This window comes from Nonomuraea turcica, from assembly GCF_030718205.1.
GTDB lineage: Bacteria > Actinomycetota > Actinomycetes > Streptosporangiales > Streptosporangiaceae > Nonomuraea.
In genome coordinates, this window is sequence record NZ_JAUZQF010000024.1 from 65,030 (window position 1) to 84,413 (window position 19,384).

A 19,384-nucleotide genomic window follows, 5' to 3' on the forward strand; every position below is an offset into this window, starting at 1 on the left:
AGTCATGGAGCAGGACAACAGGACGACCGTGACCGTAGTCCTCGCAGTAGAGCTCGACCGGGGTACGGCCGTGGTCGACGCCGACTGGCAGGTAGGCCATGTAGCCGTCGCTTCCTTTCCGATGAATCTGATCAGCCGTCGTGTTCGACGACCAGGCGCGTCAGCTCGACTCTCGAGTTGACGTCCAGCTTGGTGTAGGCGTGGCGCAGGTGAGTGTTGACGGTGTGCGGCGACAGGAACAGCCGCTCGGCCACCTGCCGGTTCGTGGCGCCTTGGGCCACCAGCCGAACCACCTGCAACTCCGAGGCGGTCAGCCCGTCCCAGCCATGAGTGGCGCCGGAAGCCGAGCTCCGGCGGCCACGGCGCCGTATCCCGGCATCGCGCAACCGCCGCCGCCCCCGCGCCGCGTCCCTCAGCGCGCCGGCCTGCACGTACAGCTCCAGCGCCGTGTCCAGATGGTCGACGGCCGCTTTCCGGTCGGTCGCCGTCAAGGTGCGGCCTGCGTCCTCCAGCGCCGACGCGCGTACGATCGGCCGGGAGAAGTCCGCGAGTTGCTCGGCAGCCCGTACGAGCAACGCTGCGTCGTCGTCCATCAACCCGCGGGCGTGCGCCGCGATGGCGGCCAGGAACGGAAAGCCCGGGTTGCGCTCGGCGCGGTCCTCGGCCACCTGCACCATGTCCGCGGCGACTCCCCGTTCGCCGGCACGCAAGGCCATGCGGACGAACACCACGTCATCTGCCGGGTCCAACGGCGTGGCCGCGGGCCGGCCGCCGGGGCCGGCCGCGACCGCCGCCGTCGCGTACTTCATGGTGTGTGCCGGATCGTTCTCGCCGTCGGCTGCCAGGGCGAGCATCCAGGCGCCCGTCCTGGCGACGAAGCGCGCCTCGTCGCGCATCATGCGACGGCCGTCGGCGACGAAGCGTGCGATGCCCTGCCGGTCACCTGAGTACAACGCCGCTCGGCCGAGTGTGGAGAGGGCGGTCACGTCGGCGCCGCTCCCCGCTCCCCGGTCCTCGACCATGGCGAGCACCGCCTCGGCCTGGGTGCGGGCGTCGGCCAGGCGGCCGGCGTCGAGCAGGATGCGGGCGCGGTGCATCGACCACACGTCCACGGCGTTCGCTTGTCCGCGCGATCGCGCCTCGCGGAGTCCGGCGTCGACTTCTTCGAGCCCGCGCAGCGACTCGCCGGCGGAGCTCCACAGAGAGCTCTTCCAGCAGGATTCGGGAACCCACAGCGAGTGAAGGATGCCCGCGTCGGTCGCCAGCCGCACCGCCTCGTCCTGCCGGTCGATGGCACGCTGCCAGTCCATGCGGTGGAAGGCGACGGTGGCCTCCACCGCGATCGCCGTGGCCTCGATGGCGCGACTGCCGCACGAGGCTGCGGTCCGCAACGCCGACTCGACCACGCGAGCGGTCTCCTCCACGTCGTCGGTCACGATCATTGCGAGGGCCTGCAGGGCGAGCAGCTTCGCCCGGGTCGCCGGTGACAGCCCCGGCAGGGCCAGCGCCAGGCGGCACTGCCGGACCGCCTCGGTGGAGGAACGCTGGCTCGACATCCGGGCCAGGCTGTAGCGCACCTGCGCTTCGGCTTCCGGCTCCAGCAGGCCGGCCAGGGCGTTGTCGGCCATCGTCCGCGCTTCGACGTCGTGTCCGTTCAACCACAGCAGGATGATGGTCTCGGCGACCAATGCCGGGCGGTCGGCGTGGTCCGCCGGAGCCAGTTCCAGGGCGCGGCTGCTCAGGGCGACCGCGGTGGCCGGGGAGGTGGGCGCGACGTCGGTGGCAGCCCGGCGCAGCAGCGAGACAGCCTCGTGGTCGCCCGGCTGGGCGACCTCCGCCAGATCGGCGGCCACCTCCATGACCGCCGCGCCACGCCGCAGACGCACATCGACGGCCTGGCGGCGTACGAGGTTCTTGACAGCGGCCGGCACGCCCACCTGGACGGCCTCGCGGATCAGGTCATGACGAAGAGTGAGCCGTCCATCGGCGTCGGTCAGCAGGTCAGCGTGGAGCGCCTCCTGCAAGGGGGCCATGAGTTCGACGGGCGAGCATCGCAGCAGTTCGGCGAGCACCTCGACGTCGATGTCGCGGCCGAGCATGGCCGCGAAGCGCACGCTGTCGCGGGCCAGTGGAGAGAGCTGGTCGAGCCGGTGCCGGACGGAGGAACGAAAACGCATCGGGATGCGCCCGGCGGCTCTCAGGTGTGCCATTCCCTTCTTGATGGTGATGGCGCCTTCCTCGCGCATCCCGTTGAGCAGTTCGACCAGGAACAGCGGGCGGCCGTCGGCCTTGCCGGCGAGTTCCAGCAGCGCGGGCTCGGCCACGGCCTGGAGGACGTCCTGGGCCAAGAGCGCGACGGCAGCCGCGGACAGAGGCCGCAGGATGATTCTGTCCATGGGCCATGCGCGTGCCCGACCGGTATGGGGGTGCTCGCGGGTGGCCATCACCCACAGGATGGGCCGGCCGGACAGGCGGGTCGGCAGCGTGCGCAGCGCGCTGTGGGTGGCTTCGTCGCACCACTGCAGGTCGTCCATGACGATCACTACAGGAGCGGCTGACGCGGCTTGCTCCAGCTCGTGCTGGAGCTCCTGCAACAGCCAGAAGCGCTGATCCGCCGCTTCGCTCAACGTCAGGAGCCGATCGCGTGTCATAAGCGGGGCGGAGCCGGACAGCAACGCGTCCAGCAGAGGGGCGAAGGGGACGGCGTGGCCGCCCGGCACGCCGGCGCCCGCATGGACGCGTAGACCGGCGGTCAAGGCGAGGCCGGAAACCTCGGCGAGCAGCCGCGACTTGCCCGCTCCCGGCGGTCCCTCGATCAGGACAGCCCCGCCCTGCCCTTGTGCCAGGGTGCGTAGCCGGTCACGCAGGAGCAGCATCTCGGCTTCCCGGCCGCGTAGCGGCAGCGTGGGCGCGGCGTCTGGGGTCCGGTGCCGCATGTACGCGGAAGGCGCGGAGAAGGCCGTCGCGGCCGTACCGTTGCAGCTCATGTGCTCATCCCTTCCGTGGATTGCCGCTCGGCGGATGACAGGGAAGACGTCATGGCTTCCTGATCCGCTTGGGTGCACAGGACAATGGAAGCAAGCGTGGTGGCGCTGGGGCGAGGCAGAACAACAGGCAGAAGTAGCCGGCAGATTCCGCCTCTCTCCGGGATGAGGAGGACAAGGGGTTGAGCGAGGAAGCGTCCTTCGGAGCGCTGCTGAGAGCCCACCGGCAGGCGGCGGACCTGACGATCGAGGAGCTTTCGCATGCCTCCGGGGTGAGCGTGCGGGCGATCGGCGACATGGAGCGAGGCGTCAGCCGCGGCCCGCAACGCCGTACCGTCGCCGCGCTGGCCGAGGTGTTGCGTCTGCCACCGGATGACCACGACGCCCTCATCGCGGCCGCCCGGGCCGGACGGCCGCGCCCTGCCCCCTCCACCGCCGGGGTCTGTGAGCTGCCCCGGGGCATCGGCGACTTCACCGGCCGCGAGCATGAGCTCGGCCTGTTGCGCGAGCTGGCCGCCCGGCACACCGGTGACGACGGTCCAGCCGTCACCGCGACCCTCTGGGGGACAGCGGGGATGGGCAAGACCGCGCTGGCCGTACACGCCGCCGGCCGGCTGGCTGACCTGTTCCCCGACGGCCGGTTCTTCCTCGACCTGCGCGGCATGGACGCCACACCACTGGAGAGCGGGAACGGTCTGGCACGGCTGCTGAAGGCGCTGGGCGTGCCCGAGCCGAGCATCCCCGCCGACGAGCAGGAACGCGCGGGGCACTACCGGGCCCTGCTGAACGAGCGGCGCTGCCTCATCGTGCTCGACAATGCGGCCAGCGAAAGCCAGGTACGCCCCCTGCTGCCAGGCGGCGGACCCAGCATGACCTTGATCACCAGCCGTCGCCCGCTGGCCGGGCTGGAGGGCGTTCACCAGGTCCCACTCGCCCAGCTCGCCGACGTGGAGGCCGCCGATCTGTTGCGGGCCATCGTGGGCGACATCCGCTCGGCGGCCGAACCGGACGCGGTCGATGAACTCGCCCGGCTGTGCGGCCATCTGCCACTGGCCATGCGCATCGCGGGCAACCGGCTGCAGAGCCGGCCGGGCTGGACCATCAAACAGCTCACCGGACGGCTCAGTGACGAGGAGCGCCGCCTTGACGCCCTGGCAGCCGGGGACCTGCACGTCGCCGCCGCTTTCGCGCTCTCGTACGACCAGCTCACCCCGACCGCCCGGCAGACCTTCCGCTGGCTCGTGCTGGCCGCCGCGCCGGACTTCGGCGCGCCCCTGGCCGCGGTGCTCACCCAACTCGACCTGGACGACGCCGAGGACGCGCTGGAGGAACTGGTCGAGCTCGGCCTGCTGCAGTCTCCCTACCCTGCCCGCTATCGCTTCCACGACCTGGTCCGGCTGTATGCGCGCGCCCAGCTGTCGAAGGAGGAGCCGGTCGAGGCGCAGCAGGAGGCACGCCGGCGCATGGAGGCCTGGCTGCTGGAGGTGGCAGTTGTCGCCGGGCGCTGGTTCGAGCCGGGGTACGGCGCGCCGGCACCGGATTGGCGATCGCTGGTCACGCTCCGCAGCCGGCAGGAGGCGAGCGATTGGCTGCAGGCGGAGGGGACGGCCTGGCTGGAGGCGTTGCGCTCGGTGGCTCGTCAAGGCGAGCACGCGACGGTGGTCGAGGTGGCCGAGTCCATGCACTGGTTCTCCGACCAGTGGATCCCGTGGGGGCACTGGCGCGAGGTGTTCGATCTGTCCTCCAGCGCGGCGCGAGCCATGGGCGACCGGCTGCAGGAGGCGGTGCATCTCAACTATCTGTCCTGGGCGCTGCATCGGTGTGAGGGCCGTGCAGAGGATGCGGAGGCGGCCGCGTTGCGGGCCTTGGACCTGGCCCGCGAGGTCGGCGACGTACGCCAGCAAGGGTGGGCGCTGGTGTATGCCACCTGGGCCATCCGGGATGATCCGGCGAACCTGGAGCGTGAGTTGGACTACATTCGGCGCGCCGCTGATCTCCTGCTGCAGGCCGGGGATCTGGAGGGCTATCCCCAAGCCATGACGGCCTATACCAGCGCCCTGCGGCGGGCGGGCCGGGTGGAGGAGGCCGTGGAGCGCTGCCTGGAACTGGTGACCATGCTGCGTGACCCCGGCTACGGCGGTTCCCCAGCCATCGTCAGCTTCAGTCTGGGGACCGCCCTGGGCAGGCTCGGCTCGGCCTACCTCGCGCTGGAACGCTGGGAGGAGGCGGTCGACGCCTTCCAGCAGGCACTGCCCGAGCTGCGCGCCCACCCGATTGCCTTGGCCTTGGGCGGCACCCAGCGCGGCCTGGGCACCGCACTGCGGCAGGTGGGCCGGGTCGAGGAGGCCCGCCACGCGTTGACGGAGGCGGTACGCCTGTTCGAGGCATCCGGTGACACCGAGCCGGCCGCCGAGGCGCGCCGTGAGCTTGAGGCACTGACGAGCTGACGACGCGAGCCGCTGACGAAACATCGCAGATTCGTGCGATGTGGCCTGTCGCGCCCGCTGACACGGTGTCCTCACCGTCTCCCAGCAGGGGAGGCCGACATCGGGGCGGGTATGCATGGCTGTTTGGTTCGTTACGGGCGCGGCACGAGGCATCGGGCACCGTGTCGCCCGTGAAGCGCTGCGGCGAGGACACCGGGTGGTCGCCACCGGCCGCGACCTGGCCGCGGTCACGGACGCCTTCGCCGGGGTCGGCGGCGAAGTGCTGCCCTTGGAGCTGGATCTGCTGGTGCCGGAGGCGCCGGCGGCGGCGGTCGAGCAGGCGATGCGCCGCTTCGGCCGGATCGACGTGCTGGTCCACGACGCGGCCAGGACCGTCCGCGGTCCTCTTCGGGAGGCGACCCACGCGCAGGCGCACGCTCTGTTCGACGTCAACGTCCTCGGGATGCTCGCGGTGACCCGCGCGGTGCTGCCGGTGCTGACCGCGCAGCAGGCCGGGCGGGTCATCGCCGTCGGCTCGGCCGCCGGGTTCGCTGCCCCGGCCGGTTCGGGTCTGTACGGCGCGTCCCTGGCGGCCGTCGAGGCGCTGTGCGAGACGCTCCGCGCTGAACTGGACGAGCTCGGCGTCTGCGTGACCGTCGTCGAGCTCGGCCGATTCGCCACCTTGCCGACGGCCTTCGATCGCGGCCCCTTCCTGCCAGGGGATCCTGGCAAGGCAGCCGCCGCGATCCTCGACCTCCTGGCCGTCGACGATCCTCCGCTGCGGTTGCAGCTCGGCGCCGACGCCGTCGCCCATGTCGAAGCCCACCTCGAGCACGTGGCTCAGGAGCTCGACCTGTGGCGGCCGGTCTCGCTCAGCACCGCCTCCGACCACGACCTGCCAGGGCAGAACGGTCACCGGCCGCCAGGCGGCACGTGATTCCGGGCCCCAGACAGGTCCGGCCGGCATGGCGTGCCGGGGCCGCGATGACCACGGTCATCGCGTGGGCTACTTCCCGGCGTTCTGGGCAGACCAGTCGCGGTAGCGGATCGTGCCGAGGGCGGCGCCGTCATTCGGCACCAGCGACCGCTCCAGCAGCTCTTGCCCGAAGTAGAGCGCGTGCGGGTCGGTGACCACTTCGCGCGGATCGCCCCAGGACGCCAGCGTGTCGCGGAAGAACTCGTCCATCCGGGACTGCTCGGGTCCGCCGATCTCGATGCGGCCGTTCAGCGGCGTGCCCACCGAGACCCTTCCGACCGCCTGCGCCACGTCGTCGCCCGCCATGGGCTGGAAGAGCACGGGCGCCATCCGCACCTTGTCGCCTTCGGTGGCCTCGTCGGCGATGCGCCGGACGAACTCGAAGAACTGGGTGGCGTGCACAAGGGAGAACGGGATCGACGAGTTCTCGATCAGCTTCTCCTGGGCGATCTTCGCGCGGAAGTAGGGGTTGCCGGGCGGGCGCTCCGTACCCACCACCGACAGCGCGACGTGGTGGCCGACACCGGCCGCGGCTTCGGCGGCGAGCAGGTTGCGGGTGGAGGTCTCGAAGAACTCCAGCACGGCCTTCTCCTCGAAGGACGGGGAGTTCGACACGTCGATCACCACCGACGCGCCTTTCAGCACCTCGGCCAGTCCTTCACCGGTGAGGGTGTTCACGCCGGTGTCAGGCGCCGCCGCCACCGCCTCGTGACCGTGCTCGCCCAGCTTCGTCACCAGCTTCGAACCGATCAGCCCGGTCCCGCCGACTACCACAATCCTCATGGCCAATCCTCTCTGTCCACCGGGGCACGTGCTGCTACCCGGACGTAGCTAAGACAAGACAGCCCTCCAGACTCGTGACAGCTACCGCGAAATTCTTTTGAGACCACCCAGGCAGCGGTCGGCAGGCACAGAACTCACGCCTTCGTGCGATGTGCGCGGCGATGCGGCAAGAGAGCGTTTCATCCGCAGGGCCGTACTTCGTGGAAAGGCGCAACATGATCATGGAGCTCCCAGGTTCGTGTCCCCATGTGCAGGGGACACATCCGCCCGTTCCGGCCGGTCATGCCGACGGCTGTGAGGAGTGCCTGCAGACGGGTGGCCAATGGGTGGAACTGCGTGAATGCCTGACCTGCGGCCATGTCGGCTGTTGTGACACCTCGCCCGGCCGACACGCCGCCGCGCACTGGGCGACCACCGCCCATCCGGCAACCGCGTCCTTGGAGCCCGGCGACCTGTGGGGATGGTGCTATGCCGACCTGCGCTATCTCGGGTCCGTTCGGCAGGGCCGGGCACCGCGGCGGAGAAGAACCCGGATCGCAAGGGCTTCCGGCAGTTCCCGATCTTAGGCACAGCCGGCAGCGGTCCGATCACTGCATGGCCGCGTCGTGTTCGAGGACGAGCCGGGTCAGCTCGACGCGTGAGCTGATCCCGAGCTTGGTGAAGGCATGCCACAGATGTGTGCTGACCGTGTGAGGGGACAGAAAGAGCCGGTCGGCGACCTGCTTGTTGGTCGCGCCGCCCGCGACCAGCCTGACGATCTGCAGCTCAGAGGCGGTGAGACTGCCCCAGCCCTCGGTCGGCCTGCTGGAAACGGCGCGTGATCGGCGCTCACCCATGCCTTTGAGACGATCGCGTACGCGGACCGCGTCGCGTTCGGCCTCCGACTGCTCGTACAACTGCAGTGCCGTATCCAGGTGGGGGATCGTGCCGGTGTCCTCCAGGGCTCCCGCCAGAGCCAGTGGCCGGGGGATGTCCTGATACAGCTCAACGGCGCGAGCCAGCAGGCCGGCGTCGCCGTCCACCAGGGCACGTGCGTGCAAGGCCGTGGCCGCGTAGATCGGGATGTCGGGGTTGTGGTGGTGACGCGTCTCGGCGAACTCGGTGACCAGGGTGGCGCGGGCGCGGTCTCCGGCCCGCAACGCCATCCGGACGAGGACAGGCTCGTCGGCCGGGTCGGCAGGGTGGGACAGTGATGAGGTGGGCCGATAGTAGGAACGGCCGCCCTCGGCGGTCAGCTCCATGGCCCGGGCGTGGTCGCCGTCGTCGGCGGCGGCCTGGGCGGCCAGCCACGCTCCTGCCCGCCGGGTCTGCCCGGCTTCGACCTGCATGAGGGCGTCGGCGAATTCACGGCCGCGCGCCAGTTCCCGCGGGTCGCCGGTGTGCAGGGCGACGCGGCCGAGCACGTATCGGACCGTGGCGTCGTCGAACGAACGGGGACCGAGTTCGTCGGACATGGCCAGAACCGCTTCGGCCTCGGCTCGGGCGTCGGCCAGCCGGCCGGCGTCCAGATACACCCGGCAGCGCGCGATGCCCCACAGCCGCAGCAGGTTGGCCTGGCCGTGATGCTGGGCCTTACGTACGCCGTCATCGGCCTCGGCCAGCGCCTCCTCCACGCGCCCCAGCATGCTGAGCAAGCCGGCCTTCCAGACGCCGGGCATCCACAGCACGTCGGTGTGGGGGACGTCGCGCAACGCGGCGCCCGCCTGGTCGGCGAGGTCGAGCGCACGGCGGACGTCGAGCCGATGGTTGGCGATGATCGAGCCCACGCTCAGCAGAGTGGCACGCGAAGCCTGGTCGTCCGCCTGATCAGCGGCGGCCAGCGCGGCCGGGAGCAGTCGTTCGGCCTCGACGATCTCCTCAGCGCCGACGAGGGCGAGGTTGAAGGCCAGCATGGCCATCAACTGAGCGCGGATGCGGAGCGGCAGGCCGGGCAGTGCGACTCCGGCGCGGCTCTGCCGTATGGCCTCGGTGAGGGAATACTGGTTGGCCGCGAGCGTCAGCCCCAGCCTGATGCCTGCCTCGACATCGACCGGCAGTGGCCGGCGCAGCGCGGTCTCGGCCAGTGCAAGGGCTTCGCCGGCGCGGCCCGTCTGGCTGAACAGAGGCAGGGCCTCGGCGATGAAGCCGGCTTGCCGCAGCGGGTCAAGGGCGGCAAGTTCGATCGCGCGGCGGCTCATCTCCACGGCGGCCGACGGCGCGGTGACCGCCAGGTCGCGGGCGGCCTGGCGAAGCAGTGCGGTGGCCGTGTCGTCGCCGGGCTCGGCGGTCTCCGCGAGGTCGGCGGCGATCTGCGTGACCGGGATGCCGTGCGCCAGTCGAAGGTCCACGGCCTGGCGGCGGAGCGCCTTGCGGAGCGTCGCCGGCAAAGCCGCCTGGATGGCCTCGCGGATCAGGTCATGGCTGAACAGCAGCGTGCCGTCGCTCTCGGCCAGGAGGTCGGCCGACAGCAGTTCCTCCAGCGGCTCAAGCAGCGTGACGGCGGACTCTCCGGTGAGTTCGGCAAGCTGCTCGAGGGAGACGGTCCGGCCCAGAACCGACGCGATCTGCGCGGCCTTCTTGGCCAGCGGGGAGACCTGTTCCAGGCGGTGCTGGACGGAGACATGGAAACGCAGGGGCAGACGCCGCTGAGTCAACCGCGCGACGCCATCGGAGATGGTGACCACCCCCTCATCGAGCATGCCGTTGATGAGTTCGGTGAGCAGGAGCGGGCGTCCCTCTGCTCGCTGCGCCAGGTGGAGGATGCCTGGCTCCGGGGTGGCCGTCAGCAGGTCGCCGGTCATCGCCTCGACCGCCTTGTCCGATAAGGGGGCCAAGGTGAGCAGGTGGCCGCCCGGCAGACTCAGTGCGGAGATCGTGGTGCGTACGTCCGGGGTGAGCGGGCCCGTTCGTGCGGCGAGAATCCAGGCGATGGGATGCATGGACAGGCGCTGCGGCAGGGTTCGCAGTGCCAGGAGGGTGCCCTCGTCGCACCATTGGAGATCGTCGATGGCGATCACCAGCGGTGCGGTCAGGGCAGCGCGTTCCAGGTGCTCGTGGAGCTCCTGCAGCAACCAGTAGCGTTTTGCGGTCGCCTGCGCGGCCTGGACCTCGTCGGCCGGGAGAATCGGGTCGGGGCTGGAGTGCAGGGCTCCGAGCAGCGCGCCGAAGGGGATCATCTGCCCGTCCGGGTCACCTCCGCCGTACATCACGCGGAGTCCTGTCTCCTCGGCCATGTGGCGCGCCTCGGTGAGCATGCGGGTCTTGCCGATGCCGGGACTGCCTTGGATGAGCACCGTCGCGCCCCTGCCGGAGGACAGCGCGGCCAAGTGGGTCCGCAGAGTGGCGACCTCGGGCTGTCGTCCGCGCAGCCTGTAACGGCCGAACTCGGCGGCGGCGCCGACCTCCGCTTCACGCGCGTTCATGCCGCCCTCCGATCCTCGGCCTCGATCGCTTCTCCGAGGACGCGGCACGCGACCGCTAATACCTGAGGCCCTGTGGTGACGAACACCGAAGCGGCAGTGTCAAACTCGCTGATCAACTGGTCAACGACTGCGGAGACCGTCGGACTGGTCTGCGCCGCGTCGTCTCTGTGCGACTCCAACACCTTCGTGGTCACTCGCGACTCCATGCGCACACGGCATCCCGGCTGATGCCACTGCGATCACAGTCGCTCTTTGGGCCTGTCCATCGCGCCCTGGGGAGACCCTAGTCCGTACCCTGGTCCACGGTTGCGGCTGCCCACGATCTTGGGAGGGTCAGGCGCAGCACGCAGGAGCCGAACCCGACGCGGGCGCTTGATCTAGCTGATCAGCGCCCCCGATCGGGGTCGGGGTTCGCGAGGGGCAGGCGGTGTGGCGGTGGATGCGGAAGGCTTCGCCCCGTTGAGGTGGTGATGCCGTCGAGGATCAGCTCCAGGTACCGGCGCCACGCCTGCGGCTCGGTGGTCAGCAGCGGCGCCGCCGTGTGCTGGATGCCGGCCAGCAGGAGGGCGACATCGGTGCCGGTGAGGTCAGGGCGGACGACGCCCTGTTGGCGGGCGCGATCGGTGAGCGCTTCCGCGGCCTCGCACAGGCGATCGATCGCGTCACGTACCTGCGCGTTCTGCAGGGACGGGCGCCCGATGACCTCGCAGAACGCCCGATCTCTGACGAAGGTCTCCACGCCGGCGGTCATGAACTCGCGCAGCGCCAGGCCGGGATCGTCGGCCGTGAGCAGCGCGGTGGCGGTGTCCACGAGCTCGTCGAGCATGCCGAGCATGATCGCCGCCAGTAGCTCCTCCTTGGAGGAGAAGTGGCGGAAGACCGTCCCCTTCCCCACTCCGGCACGTTGCGCGATCTCACCGATGGACACCTCGGCTCCGCACTCGGCGAACGCTTCGGCCGCGGCGTCCAGAAGCAGCCGACGGTTGCGCACCGCGTCACTGCGCGACGGGACAGCGGACGTCGTTCCAGTCATGCCTCTCCCTCCCGTTCATCAGTGTACTTCCTAAGATGACCAACCGGTCCGGTTTGGTGCTAAACTAAGGTGACCGGCTGGTCCGCTTAGCGGGCTGCGGAACACGTGAGCCTCTTCGGAAAGGAAGAACATGAACAACACGTTGGCCGGAAAGGTCGCCCTCGTCACTGGAGCGTCGTCGGGCATCGGCGAGGCCACTGCGCTGGCCCTCTCAGCGGAAGGGGCCCGAGTCGCAGTCGGGGCACGGCGCGCCGACCGGCTGGACACCCTGGTGCACAAGGCGGCCGGCGAGATGCTGGCCCTCGAACTCGACGTGACCGACCAGGAATCGGTGCGGGCCGCGGTCGCGAAGACCGTCGAGCGCTTCGGCGCCCTGGACATCCTGGTGAACAACGCCGGGGTGATGCTCGCCGGCCCCATCGCGGGAGCGGACACCACGGAATGGACGCGCATGGTCGAGACCAACCTGCTCGGGTCGATGTACACGGTCCACGCGGCATTGCCGCACCTGCTGGAGGGCAAGGGCGCCGTCGTGCAGGTCTCCTCGACCTCGGGCCGGATCGCGTCGGCCGCCAGCGGCGTCTACGCGGCGACGAAGTTCGGCATCACCGCCTTCTCCGAGGCGCTGCGACAGGAGGTCACCGCCCAGGGCGTGCGGGTCGTGGTCGTCGAGCCCGGCTTCGTCGCCACCGAACTGGCCGACCACATCACCGACCCCACGATGCGGGCCGCCGCGCAGCAGATGGCCACCTCTATGCGCACCCTGCAGCCCGAGGACATCGCCAATGCTGTCGTGTACGCGGTCACCCAGCCGCAGCACGTCGCGGTCAACGAGATCCTCATCCGCCCCACCGACCAGACCCGGTAGGCGCTGTCGAGGAGAATGGATGGCCGGCTCGTTCGGCCTGCTCCTGCGGAGTTTGCGGCGCGGTTATGCGGGAGCGGAGGCTGTGGTGCCGCGGATGATGAGATGCGGCGCGATAACGATCTCCTTCTCGGCCACCGGCTTGCCCTCCAGTCGTGCGATGGCTCGCTCCACCGCCAGGCGCGCCAGGCGCGGGATGTCCTGCCCGACGGTGGTGAGGTCGATGTGGGCCAGGCGGGCCAGGTGGCTGTTGTCGAAGCCCACGACCGAGATCTCGCCAGGAACGGCCAGGCCGGCGCGCAGGAACGTGTCCAGGACGCCAGTGGCGCAGCGGTCGTTGAAAACCAGGATGGCGGTCGGCCGGGGATCGCCGCTGAGGAGGGCGCGCGCGGCCGCCGCCCCATCGTCCTCGGTCAGCCCACCGGGCACGATCCGGATATAGCGGTTCAAATCGTGCCGGCTCATGGCGGTCCGATAGCCTCGGCGCCGGTCCGCGGCGCCCGGCGCCCGGCCGCCGTCGATGTGGGCGATGTCGCGATGGCCGGCCGCCACCAGGTGGTCGACGGCCTGGCGGGCGCCTTCGTCGTCGGCGGTCCGTACGACGTCCACCCCGGCCGTCGTCCCGCGCAGCCGGCGGGCCACGGAGACGACCGGCAACTGGGTCGCGAGCTCGGCCAGCTGGGCGGCCGGGGCCTGCGGGCCGAGCAGGATCAGGGCCTCGCACCGATCGGCGAGCAAGGTCTCGACGGCGTGCCGCTCGCTGCGGCCGGCCGTGACGGCGCTGAGGGCGACCTGGTAGCCGGCCGGCTCGGCCGCGGCGTAGATGCCCTCCACCAGATCGGTGTGGAACGGATGCTGGAGCCCGAACTGCACCCCGAGCAGCCGTGAGCGGTTGCTGCGCAGCAGCCGCGCCCGGGCGTCCGGCCGGTAGCCGATCTCCTTCGCGGCCTGCTGCACCCGCTCACGTGTGTCGGCACTGGCGCCCTTGGCCCCTCGCATGACGATGGAGACCAGCGCCGTGGACACGCCCGCCCGTGCCGCGACGTCGGCCAGGGTCGGTCGTCTCCCCTCCGAGCCCGCGGGGCTTCGTGGCACTTGCTGCCCTCCTCGATGGAACCGTCCTGTGAAGACGCTGCTCCACCATACTGCAACGTTCTAGTCACCGGCACCGCGAACCCTTGACAAGGCCGTCCGCCTGCTGGCCTACTGCTAAAAGACTAGAACGTTATAGACGGATGGGTGACGATGTACACGTTGGCGGTCTGCGCCGAGATGGTCTTCACGGACGTGTCGATTCAGGAGCGCGCGCGGCGCATCCATGACGCCGGGTTCCAGGTCGAGATCTGGGACTGGAGCCGGCACGACCTGGCCACGCTGGCGCGTACGGGCGCCGTCTTCTCCTCGATGACCGGCTACCTGCGCGGCAGCCTTACCGATGAGGAGGGTGCGGCGGAGCTGCTGCGCACCGCCGAGGAGTCGGTCAAGGCCGCCGAGCGGCTGGGCTGCCACCGGCTCAACCTGCACGGCACCGGCCTCGACGACAAAGGCCTGCCGGTGACGCCGGTGACCGGCGAGGCCACCGGACCGATGTGGATGGCCGCCCACCGCACGCTCACCCGCCTCGCCGAGCTGGGCGAACGGGCCGGTGTGATGTTCACCCTGGAGAATCTCAACACCGCCGTCGACCACCCCGGCGTGCCGTTCGCCACGGCCGCTGACACCCTGGCCCTGGTCGCCGCCGTGGACAGGCCAGGCCTGCGGATGAACCTCGACCTCTACCACGCGCAGATCGGCGAGGGAAACCTGATCGAGCTGGTCCGCCGGGCCCATGCCGCGGGCCTGATCGGTGAGATCCAGGTGGCCGACGTGCCCGGCCGCCGCGAACCGGGGACGGGGGAGATCAACTACCCGGCCGTCGCCCGTGCTCTGGCCGACCTCGGCTATGACGGCACGGTCGCGATGGAGGCGTGGGCCTCCCGCGACAGCGCCCTGGCCCTGGAGCGTTTCCGCTCCGCCTTCACCCTCTGAAACCCGACATACGGAGACCGCGCATGACCAACCAGCAGCCCCTCGCCATCGGCCTCGCCGGAGCCGGACGGATGGGCGCCCTTCATGCCGAGACCCTGGCCCGCCGCCTTCCCGGTGTCCGGCTCGCCGCGCTGGCCGACCCGGTCCCCGGCGCCGCGCAGCGCCTGGCCGACCGGCTCGGCTGCCCCAAGGTGACGACCGACGTCGGCGAGTTGTTCGACGATCCGGACATCGACGCCGTGGTGATCGTCACCCCGGCGCGCACCCACGCCGACCTCGTCGAAGCGGCCGCCCAAGCAGGCAAGGCCGTCTATTGCGAAAAGCCCATGGCCGTCACGCTCGCCGAGGCCGACCGCGCCATCACCGCCGCAGCCAAAGCGGGCGTGCCTCTCCAGGTGGGCTTCAACCGGCGGTACGACACCGGCTTCCGCGCGGCCCACGACAAGATCGCCGCCGACGCCATCGGCACACCTCAACTCCTGCGCTCCCTCACTCGCGACCCGAAACTGGCCGACCCCGCTCGCGTGCCGCCGTGGACGATTTTCCTGGAGACCCTCATCCACGACTTCGACACCCTGCGCTACCTCAACCCCGGCGCCGAAGCCGTCGAGGTCTTCGCCATGGCCGACGCCCTGGTCCGCCCCGACTTCAAAGCCGGCGGCCTGCTCGACACCGCCGTGGTCACCGTCCGCTTCGACAACGGCGCCATCGCCACGGCCGAGGCCAGCTTCCAGGCCGTCTACGGCTACGACGTACGCGGCGAGGTCTTCGGATCGGCGGGCATGCTCACCATGGGCGACCTCCGCAGGACCCACCTCACCGCGTACGGCCCGGACGGCGCCGCCGCCGAGTGCGTCACCTACGACCAGGACCTCTTCCACGACGCGTACGTGGCCGAACTCGCCGACTTCGCCGACTGCGTCCGCACCGGCCGCACTCCCGCGGTCACCGGCGAGGACGCCCGCGCCGCCCTGACCATCGCCCTCGCAGCCATCGAGTCGATCACCGCCGGCGGCCCCGTCCGCGTCGGCGATCGCGAACACCTGTGACCGCGGCAGCCGATCATCCACGGTCTCCCACTGACGATCCCGCACTGGGGGGTGCGGGGACGAGGCGTCGCCGACGCACACGGCGCCGGCAGCACCTGACAGCTAGAGAGCATGACCCACCCCCGACCCGCCCTCAACTCCCCGGGGCGGACAGAAAGGCAGAGAACAATGGCCCGCACATCAAGCATCGCCATAGCGGTGACCAGCGGCATGATGGCGCTCGCGTTGGCGGCGTGCAGTTCCAGCGGAGGCAAGCAGAGCACCGAAGCGGCCTCCGCGCCCGCCTCCGCCTCCGGCGCGCCGACGATGACGGTCGCCTTCATCACGCACGCGGCTCCCGGTGACACCTTCTGGGATTTGGTGCGCAAGGGCGCCGAGGCCGCGGCGGCCAAGGGCAACATCAAACTGGAGTACCAGTCGGATCCGGACGGCGCGAACCAGGCCAACCTCGTTCAGACGGCCATCGACAAGAAGGTCGACGGCATCGCGGTCACCCTGGCCAAGCCCGACGCCATGAAGGCCAACGTGGAGAAGGCGCTGGCGGGCGGCATCCCGGTCGTCGCGCTGAACGGCGGCATCGACCAGTGGAAGAGCATGGGCGTGCTCGAATACTTCGGCCAGGACGAGAAGATCGCCGGTGAGGCGGCCGGCGCGCGGCTGAAGACCGACGGCGCGAAGAAGGCGCTGTGCGTCATCCAGGAGCAGGGCCACGTCGGCTTGGAAGCCCGCTGCGACGGCACGAAGGCGTCCTTCCCCGACACCGAGAAGATCTACGTCACCGGCACCGACATGCCGAGCGTGCAGGCGGCCATCACCTCCAAGCTCCAGCAGGACCCTGGCATCGACCGGGTGCTGACCCTCGGCGCGCCGTTCGCGCTGACCGCCGCCAAGTCCGTCAAGGACGCCAGCAGCTCGGCCAAGGTCGTCACCTTCGACACCAACAAGGAGCTCGTGACCGCCATCAAGAACGGCCAGGTGGAGTGGGCGGTCGACCAGCAGCCCTTCCTGCAGGGCTACCTCGCGGTGGACAGCCTGTGGCTCTACAAGACCAACGGCAACGTCATCGGCGGCGGCCAGGCGACCCTGACCGGGCCGGCGTTCATCGACAAGACCAACGTCACCGCGGTGGAGCAGTTCGCCGCGGGCGGCACGAGGTGAGGTGACATGACTGCTGCGGCAACAGAGCCGGGCAGAACGGAGGCGACCCTGGACGACCGGGTCGCCACCCGTTCGCTCGCGGTACGGATGCTGAGAAGGCCCGAGGTCGGCTCCCTCGTCGGCGCGGCCACCTCCTCACGCGAGGACACATCGACCACAAGGGGCGTGACCTGGTAGCCCTCGCCGCGCAACGATCCGCGACATGATCACTCCCCTCGCCGGGCGCACAATGAATCACCAATCTCCAACACTCGTTGGTTGTCCAACATGCGTTGGATAGTAATACGATGGCGCCATGCCTGCGCAACCCTCGGATCCACGCACCCGTCGCTCCCGATCGGCCCTGGAGGCCGCGTTGTGGGAGCTCATCGCGGAACGCGAGCTGACCCAGATTGCGATCGCCGACATCACCAAACGCGCAGGCGTCAACCGATCAACGTTCTATGAGCACTACACCGACGTGCACGACCTGGCCGCCTCCGCGTGCACCGCGACGTTCGACGAACTGGTCGCCGCCACCCCCATGTTCGGCCTGCACCTCATATCCAGCACCGAGCCCGCGGACAACCCGCTGACGCCGATGTTCTCCCACGTCGCCGAGCACGCCCACCTCTACCGGACCCTGCTCGGCGCCGACGGCAGCGCCCGGGTGATCAATCACCTGCTCCAGCGCATCGCGGTTGCCTCCCACGTCAACCGCAGACTCACTCACACCGGACCATCCACCCACGCCGACGACCCCGCTGACATTTCCCACGATCCGGAGGCCGCGTTCATCGCCGGCGCCGTGCTCGGCGCCGTCATCGGCTGGCTCCGCCGCGACTGTCCCGGCACCCCCGAGGAGTTGGCCGCCGCCATCTGGCCCCTCCTCATCAAGGCCGCGTCGGTCACCGGTTTCCCGGCTCTGCCTCAGATTCGAACGTCCACCGAGTAGCCCTCCGCTGAGGGTGCCGGAGCCCGCCCCCGGCACCGCCTCCAAGACCGCTTGGCAGCGCGCTTCCGGCGAGCTGAAGGGACGCCCGGGACGGCGCGATTCCCGGCATCTGATTCCCCCGACACCACAAGCCTGATCAGCAAGGAGCACTCCGATGACCGCAGGACAATCCCGTCAGTCCGCCGAACCCGAGGTCCGGACCACTGGGGGGACCACGACTTCGCGGCTCTGCCTCTGCTGACCGCCTAGCAGTTCGCTAAGCTCCCGGCGGACCAGCGGCCGGCTCCACTGCTCTTTGCCCATCAGAGCCGCAGACCGACCTCACCGACCACGTCACCCACGGTCAGCCCCATGTCACCCATCCCTCATGGGTAGCAAACTTCTACGATGCCTGACCAGGCGCGGGGCTGAGCCGCCCGGTCCTTCGAGGGCGCGATCGGACGTCGTGTTGTCCCTGGGAACGCTGCGTAATGTCGATACTTGCCCCAATGGTCGATGTGTCCGCCTTCGGATCACCGCTCCGATACGTTGGGCATATGGCGACCGCCCACCTTAAAGCCCCCCAAACCGTGCAGGCGGCGCCTTCCAGGCTCGCGTGGCTGGATGCGCTGCGCGGTATCGGTGCGCTCGCGGTCGTCGGCGAACACCTGACGACCTGGGCCATGCCCTGGCTACGGCCCACCGCGTTCAACCTGGGCATGTACGGCGTGCTGGTGTTCTTCCTGGTCAGCGGATACATCATCCCGACCTCGCTGGAACGACACGGCGACGTGCGGGCCTTCTGGATCGGCCGCCTTTTCCGCCTCTACCCGCTCTACCTCACGGTCATCGGCCTGGTCCTGGCCCTGGCGTGGTGGATCCCGATCCGTCCGGAGGTGGCCCGCGACGCTTCTTCGGTGGCCGCGCACGCCACGATGCTGATGGACGCGGTAGGAGCGGCCGGTGTGCTGAACACCATGTGGACGCTGTCGTACGAGATGCTCTTCTATCTGCTGGTCGTCGCGCTGTTCGTGACCGGCTGGCGCGGCAGACGCGGTGCGCTCCCGGTTCTGTTCGCCTTGATCGCTCTCATCGCAGGCCTCGTGCTATCCGGGCCGCCGCTGTCGGGCACCTGGCTGGCCTGGCTGTCGCTGGCCGCGTTTGTCATTGGCCTGACCTGTGTGATCTCCGGGCGCGCGGGTACCGCCGGAGCCTGCGTCCTGGGCGTCATGGCGCTGACATTGATCCTGAGCAGCCGCGTGCCATGGTTCGCCGCGGCGATGCTCGCCATCATGTTCACCGGCACCGCGATCCGCCGGTGGGAGCATGGCCAGGGCCGGCTGTGGCCGGTGGCCATCGCCGCCTTACTAGTGACGTCGACGCCTGTCTGGGCGACCAACGCCGGCTGGTGGTGGGTCCAGCCGGACGTGTGGGGCCTGACCATCGTCCTTGCCGGCACCACCTTCGCCGGCGCGATGGCCTGGCGGGGCCGCCGCGTTCCCGCCTTCCTCGCCTGGCTCGGCACTATCAGCTACTCCCTCTACCTGGTACACCTGCCGATCCTCCTCATCGTCATGCAGCTGACGGGAGAGATGCGCTGGTCACCCATGCCCCTGCAGATCGGCATCAGCGTCGCCTTCCTCAGCGTGCTGCTGCCGAGCAGTTGGCTGACCCATCGATTGGTCGAGCAGCCCTTGCAGCGCGTCGGCCGCCGCCTGGCCGACCGGCACGCCGGCGCCGCCCGCGCGACGGCATGACTTCGCCATGA

Annotated in this window: 16 protein-coding genes; 10 read left to right on the top strand and 6 right to left on the bottom strand. The window is 70.0% G+C overall.

Features of this window, described 5'->3' with window-relative positions; translation table 11 throughout:
• Positions 1-131: 131 nt before the first annotated feature.
• Entirely contained in the window at positions 132-2,987 is a 2,856-nt protein-coding gene (locus Q9G87_RS45560) for a helix-turn-helix transcriptional regulator (protein WP_305922885.1), read from the bottom strand.
• A 179-nt stretch (positions 2,988-3,166) separates the two neighbouring features.
• Here Q9G87_RS45560 and Q9G87_RS45565 point away from each other — a divergent pair, with 179 nt between their 5' ends.
• Together Q9G87_RS45565 and Q9G87_RS45570 are read left to right on the top strand one after the other, a co-directional pair.
• On the top strand, positions 3,167-5,431 hold the full coding sequence (locus Q9G87_RS45565) for an ATP-binding protein (RefSeq protein ID WP_305922886.1): 2,265 nt from the start codon (positions 3,167-3,169) through the stop codon (positions 5,429-5,431).
• 115 nt (positions 5,432-5,546) lie between these two features.
• Positions 5,547-6,347 (top strand): SDR family NAD(P)-dependent oxidoreductase, encoded by an 801-nt coding sequence (locus Q9G87_RS45570; protein WP_305922887.1) that lies wholly within the window; start codon positions 5,547-5,549, stop codon positions 6,345-6,347.
• A 69-nt stretch (positions 6,348-6,416) separates the two neighbouring features.
• On the opposite strand, the gene Q9G87_RS45575 is transcribed toward Q9G87_RS45570, so the two are convergent.
• Positions 6,417-7,169 (bottom strand): SDR family oxidoreductase, encoded by a 753-nt coding sequence (locus Q9G87_RS45575; RefSeq protein WP_305922888.1) that lies wholly within the window; start codon positions 7,167-7,169, stop codon positions 6,417-6,419.
• A gap of 221 nt (positions 7,170-7,390) precedes the next feature.
• On the opposite strand from Q9G87_RS45575, the gene Q9G87_RS45580 reads away from it, so the two are divergent.
• The gene (locus tag Q9G87_RS45580; protein ID WP_305922991.1) at positions 7,391-7,735 is read left to right on the top strand and encodes a UBP-type zinc finger domain-containing protein; all 345 of its coding nucleotides are present in this window, start codon (positions 7,391-7,393) and stop codon (positions 7,733-7,735) included.
• Between the two features lie 21 nt (positions 7,736-7,756).
• Here Q9G87_RS45580 and Q9G87_RS45585 read toward each other — a convergent pair whose 3' ends face one another.
• The 3 genes from Q9G87_RS45585 to Q9G87_RS45595 form a co-directional block, all read right to left on the bottom strand.
• Positions 7,757-10,570 (bottom strand): helix-turn-helix transcriptional regulator, encoded by a 2,814-nt coding sequence (locus tag Q9G87_RS45585; RefSeq protein ID WP_305922889.1) that lies wholly within the window; start codon positions 10,568-10,570, stop codon positions 7,757-7,759.
• Positions 10,567-10,764, bottom strand: coding sequence for a hypothetical protein (locus Q9G87_RS45590; protein ID WP_305922890.1), 198 nt, complete (start codon positions 10,762-10,764; stop codon positions 10,567-10,569). The genes Q9G87_RS45585 and Q9G87_RS45590 overlap by 4 nt, the downstream gene beginning before the upstream one ends.
• 191 nt (positions 10,765-10,955) lie before the next feature.
• Positions 10,956-11,603, bottom strand: a complete 648-nt coding sequence (locus tag Q9G87_RS45595; RefSeq protein WP_305922891.1) for a TetR/AcrR family transcriptional regulator — start codon at positions 11,601-11,603, stop codon at positions 10,956-10,958.
• A gap of 130 nt (positions 11,604-11,733) precedes the next feature.
• Between Q9G87_RS45595 and Q9G87_RS45600 the strand changes: the two genes are divergently transcribed.
• The gene (locus Q9G87_RS45600) at positions 11,734-12,471 is read left to right on the top strand and encodes an SDR family NAD(P)-dependent oxidoreductase (protein WP_305922892.1); all 738 of its coding nucleotides are present in this window, start codon (positions 11,734-11,736) and stop codon (positions 12,469-12,471) included.
• A gap of 63 nt (positions 12,472-12,534) precedes the next feature.
• Here the strand turns inward: Q9G87_RS45600 and Q9G87_RS45605 are convergent, their stop codons facing one another.
• Entirely contained in the window at positions 12,535-13,563 is a 1,029-nt protein-coding gene (locus Q9G87_RS45605) for a LacI family DNA-binding transcriptional regulator (RefSeq protein WP_305922893.1), read from the bottom strand.
• Between the two features lie 150 nt (positions 13,564-13,713).
• On the opposite strand from Q9G87_RS45605, the gene Q9G87_RS45610 reads away from it, so the two are divergent.
• From Q9G87_RS45610 to Q9G87_RS45635, 6 genes are all read left to right on the top strand, one after another.
• Entirely contained in the window at positions 13,714-14,496 is a 783-nt protein-coding gene (locus Q9G87_RS45610; protein ID WP_305922992.1) for a TIM barrel protein, read from the top strand.
• Positions 14,497-14,519: 23 nt separating this feature from the next.
• Positions 14,520-15,545 carry a Gfo/Idh/MocA family oxidoreductase gene (locus tag Q9G87_RS45615; RefSeq protein ID WP_305922894.1) on the top strand — a complete coding sequence of 342 codons (1,026 nt, stop codon included), beginning with the start codon at positions 14,520-14,522 and terminating at the stop codon, positions 15,543-15,545.
• Between the two features lie 168 nt (positions 15,546-15,713).
• Positions 15,714-16,703 carry a substrate-binding domain-containing protein gene (locus Q9G87_RS45620; RefSeq protein WP_305922895.1) on the top strand — a complete coding sequence of 330 codons (990 nt, stop codon included), beginning with the start codon at positions 15,714-15,716 and terminating at the stop codon, positions 16,701-16,703.
• 6 nt (positions 16,704-16,709) lie between these two features.
• The gene (locus Q9G87_RS45625) at positions 16,710-16,880 is read left to right on the top strand and encodes a hypothetical protein (protein ID WP_305922896.1); all 171 of its coding nucleotides are present in this window, start codon (positions 16,710-16,712) and stop codon (positions 16,878-16,880) included.
• A gap of 118 nt (positions 16,881-16,998) precedes the next feature.
• Positions 16,999-17,637 (top strand): TetR/AcrR family transcriptional regulator, encoded by a 639-nt coding sequence (locus Q9G87_RS45630; protein ID WP_305922897.1) that lies wholly within the window; start codon positions 16,999-17,001, stop codon positions 17,635-17,637.
• Positions 17,638-18,173: 536 nt separating this feature from the next.
• On the top strand, positions 18,174-19,373 hold the full coding sequence (locus Q9G87_RS45635) for an acyltransferase family protein (protein WP_305922898.1): 1,200 nt from the start codon (positions 18,174-18,176) through the stop codon (positions 19,371-19,373).
• Positions 19,374-19,384: the final 11 nt, after the last annotated feature.

Excerpts from the sequence above, each read along its gene's own strand:
- Q9G87_RS45580 (WP_305922991.1), top strand. The coding sequence starts at position 7,391 with ATGGAGCTCCCAGGTTCGTGTCCCCATGTGCAGGGGACACATCCGCCC.
- Q9G87_RS45625 (WP_305922896.1), top strand. The coding sequence starts at position 16,710 with ATGACTGCTGCGGCAACAGAGCCGGGCAGAACGGAGGCGACCCTGGAC.
- Q9G87_RS45635 (WP_305922898.1), top strand. The coding sequence starts at position 18,174 with ATGGCGACCGCCCACCTTAAAGCCCCCCAAACCGTGCAGGCGGCGCCT.
- Q9G87_RS45575 (WP_305922888.1), bottom strand. The coding sequence starts at position 7,169 with ATGAGGATTGTGGTAGTCGGCGGGACCGGGCTGATCGGTTCGAAGCTG.
- Q9G87_RS45630 (WP_305922897.1), top strand. The coding sequence starts at position 16,999 with ATGCCTGCGCAACCCTCGGATCCACGCACCCGTCGCTCCCGATCGGCC.
- Q9G87_RS45585 (WP_305922889.1), bottom strand. The coding sequence starts at position 10,570 with ATGAACGCGCGTGAAGCGGAGGTCGGCGCCGCCGCCGAGTTCGGCCGT.
- Q9G87_RS45595 (WP_305922891.1), bottom strand. The coding sequence starts at position 11,603 with ATGACTGGAACGACGTCCGCTGTCCCGTCGCGCAGTGACGCGGTGCGC.
- Q9G87_RS45570 (WP_305922887.1), top strand. The coding sequence starts at position 5,547 with ATGGCTGTTTGGTTCGTTACGGGCGCGGCACGAGGCATCGGGCACCGT.
- Q9G87_RS45610 (WP_305922992.1), top strand. The coding sequence starts at position 13,714 with ATGTACACGTTGGCGGTCTGCGCCGAGATGGTCTTCACGGACGTGTCG.
- Q9G87_RS45560 (WP_305922885.1), bottom strand. The coding sequence starts at position 2,987 with ATGAGCTGCAACGGTACGGCCGCGACGGCCTTCTCCGCGCCTTCCGCG.
- Q9G87_RS45615 (WP_305922894.1), top strand. The coding sequence starts at position 14,520 with ATGACCAACCAGCAGCCCCTCGCCATCGGCCTCGCCGGAGCCGGACGG.
- Q9G87_RS45600 (WP_305922892.1), top strand. The coding sequence starts at position 11,734 with ATGAACAACACGTTGGCCGGAAAGGTCGCCCTCGTCACTGGAGCGTCG.
- Q9G87_RS45620 (WP_305922895.1), top strand. The coding sequence starts at position 15,714 with ATGGCCCGCACATCAAGCATCGCCATAGCGGTGACCAGCGGCATGATG.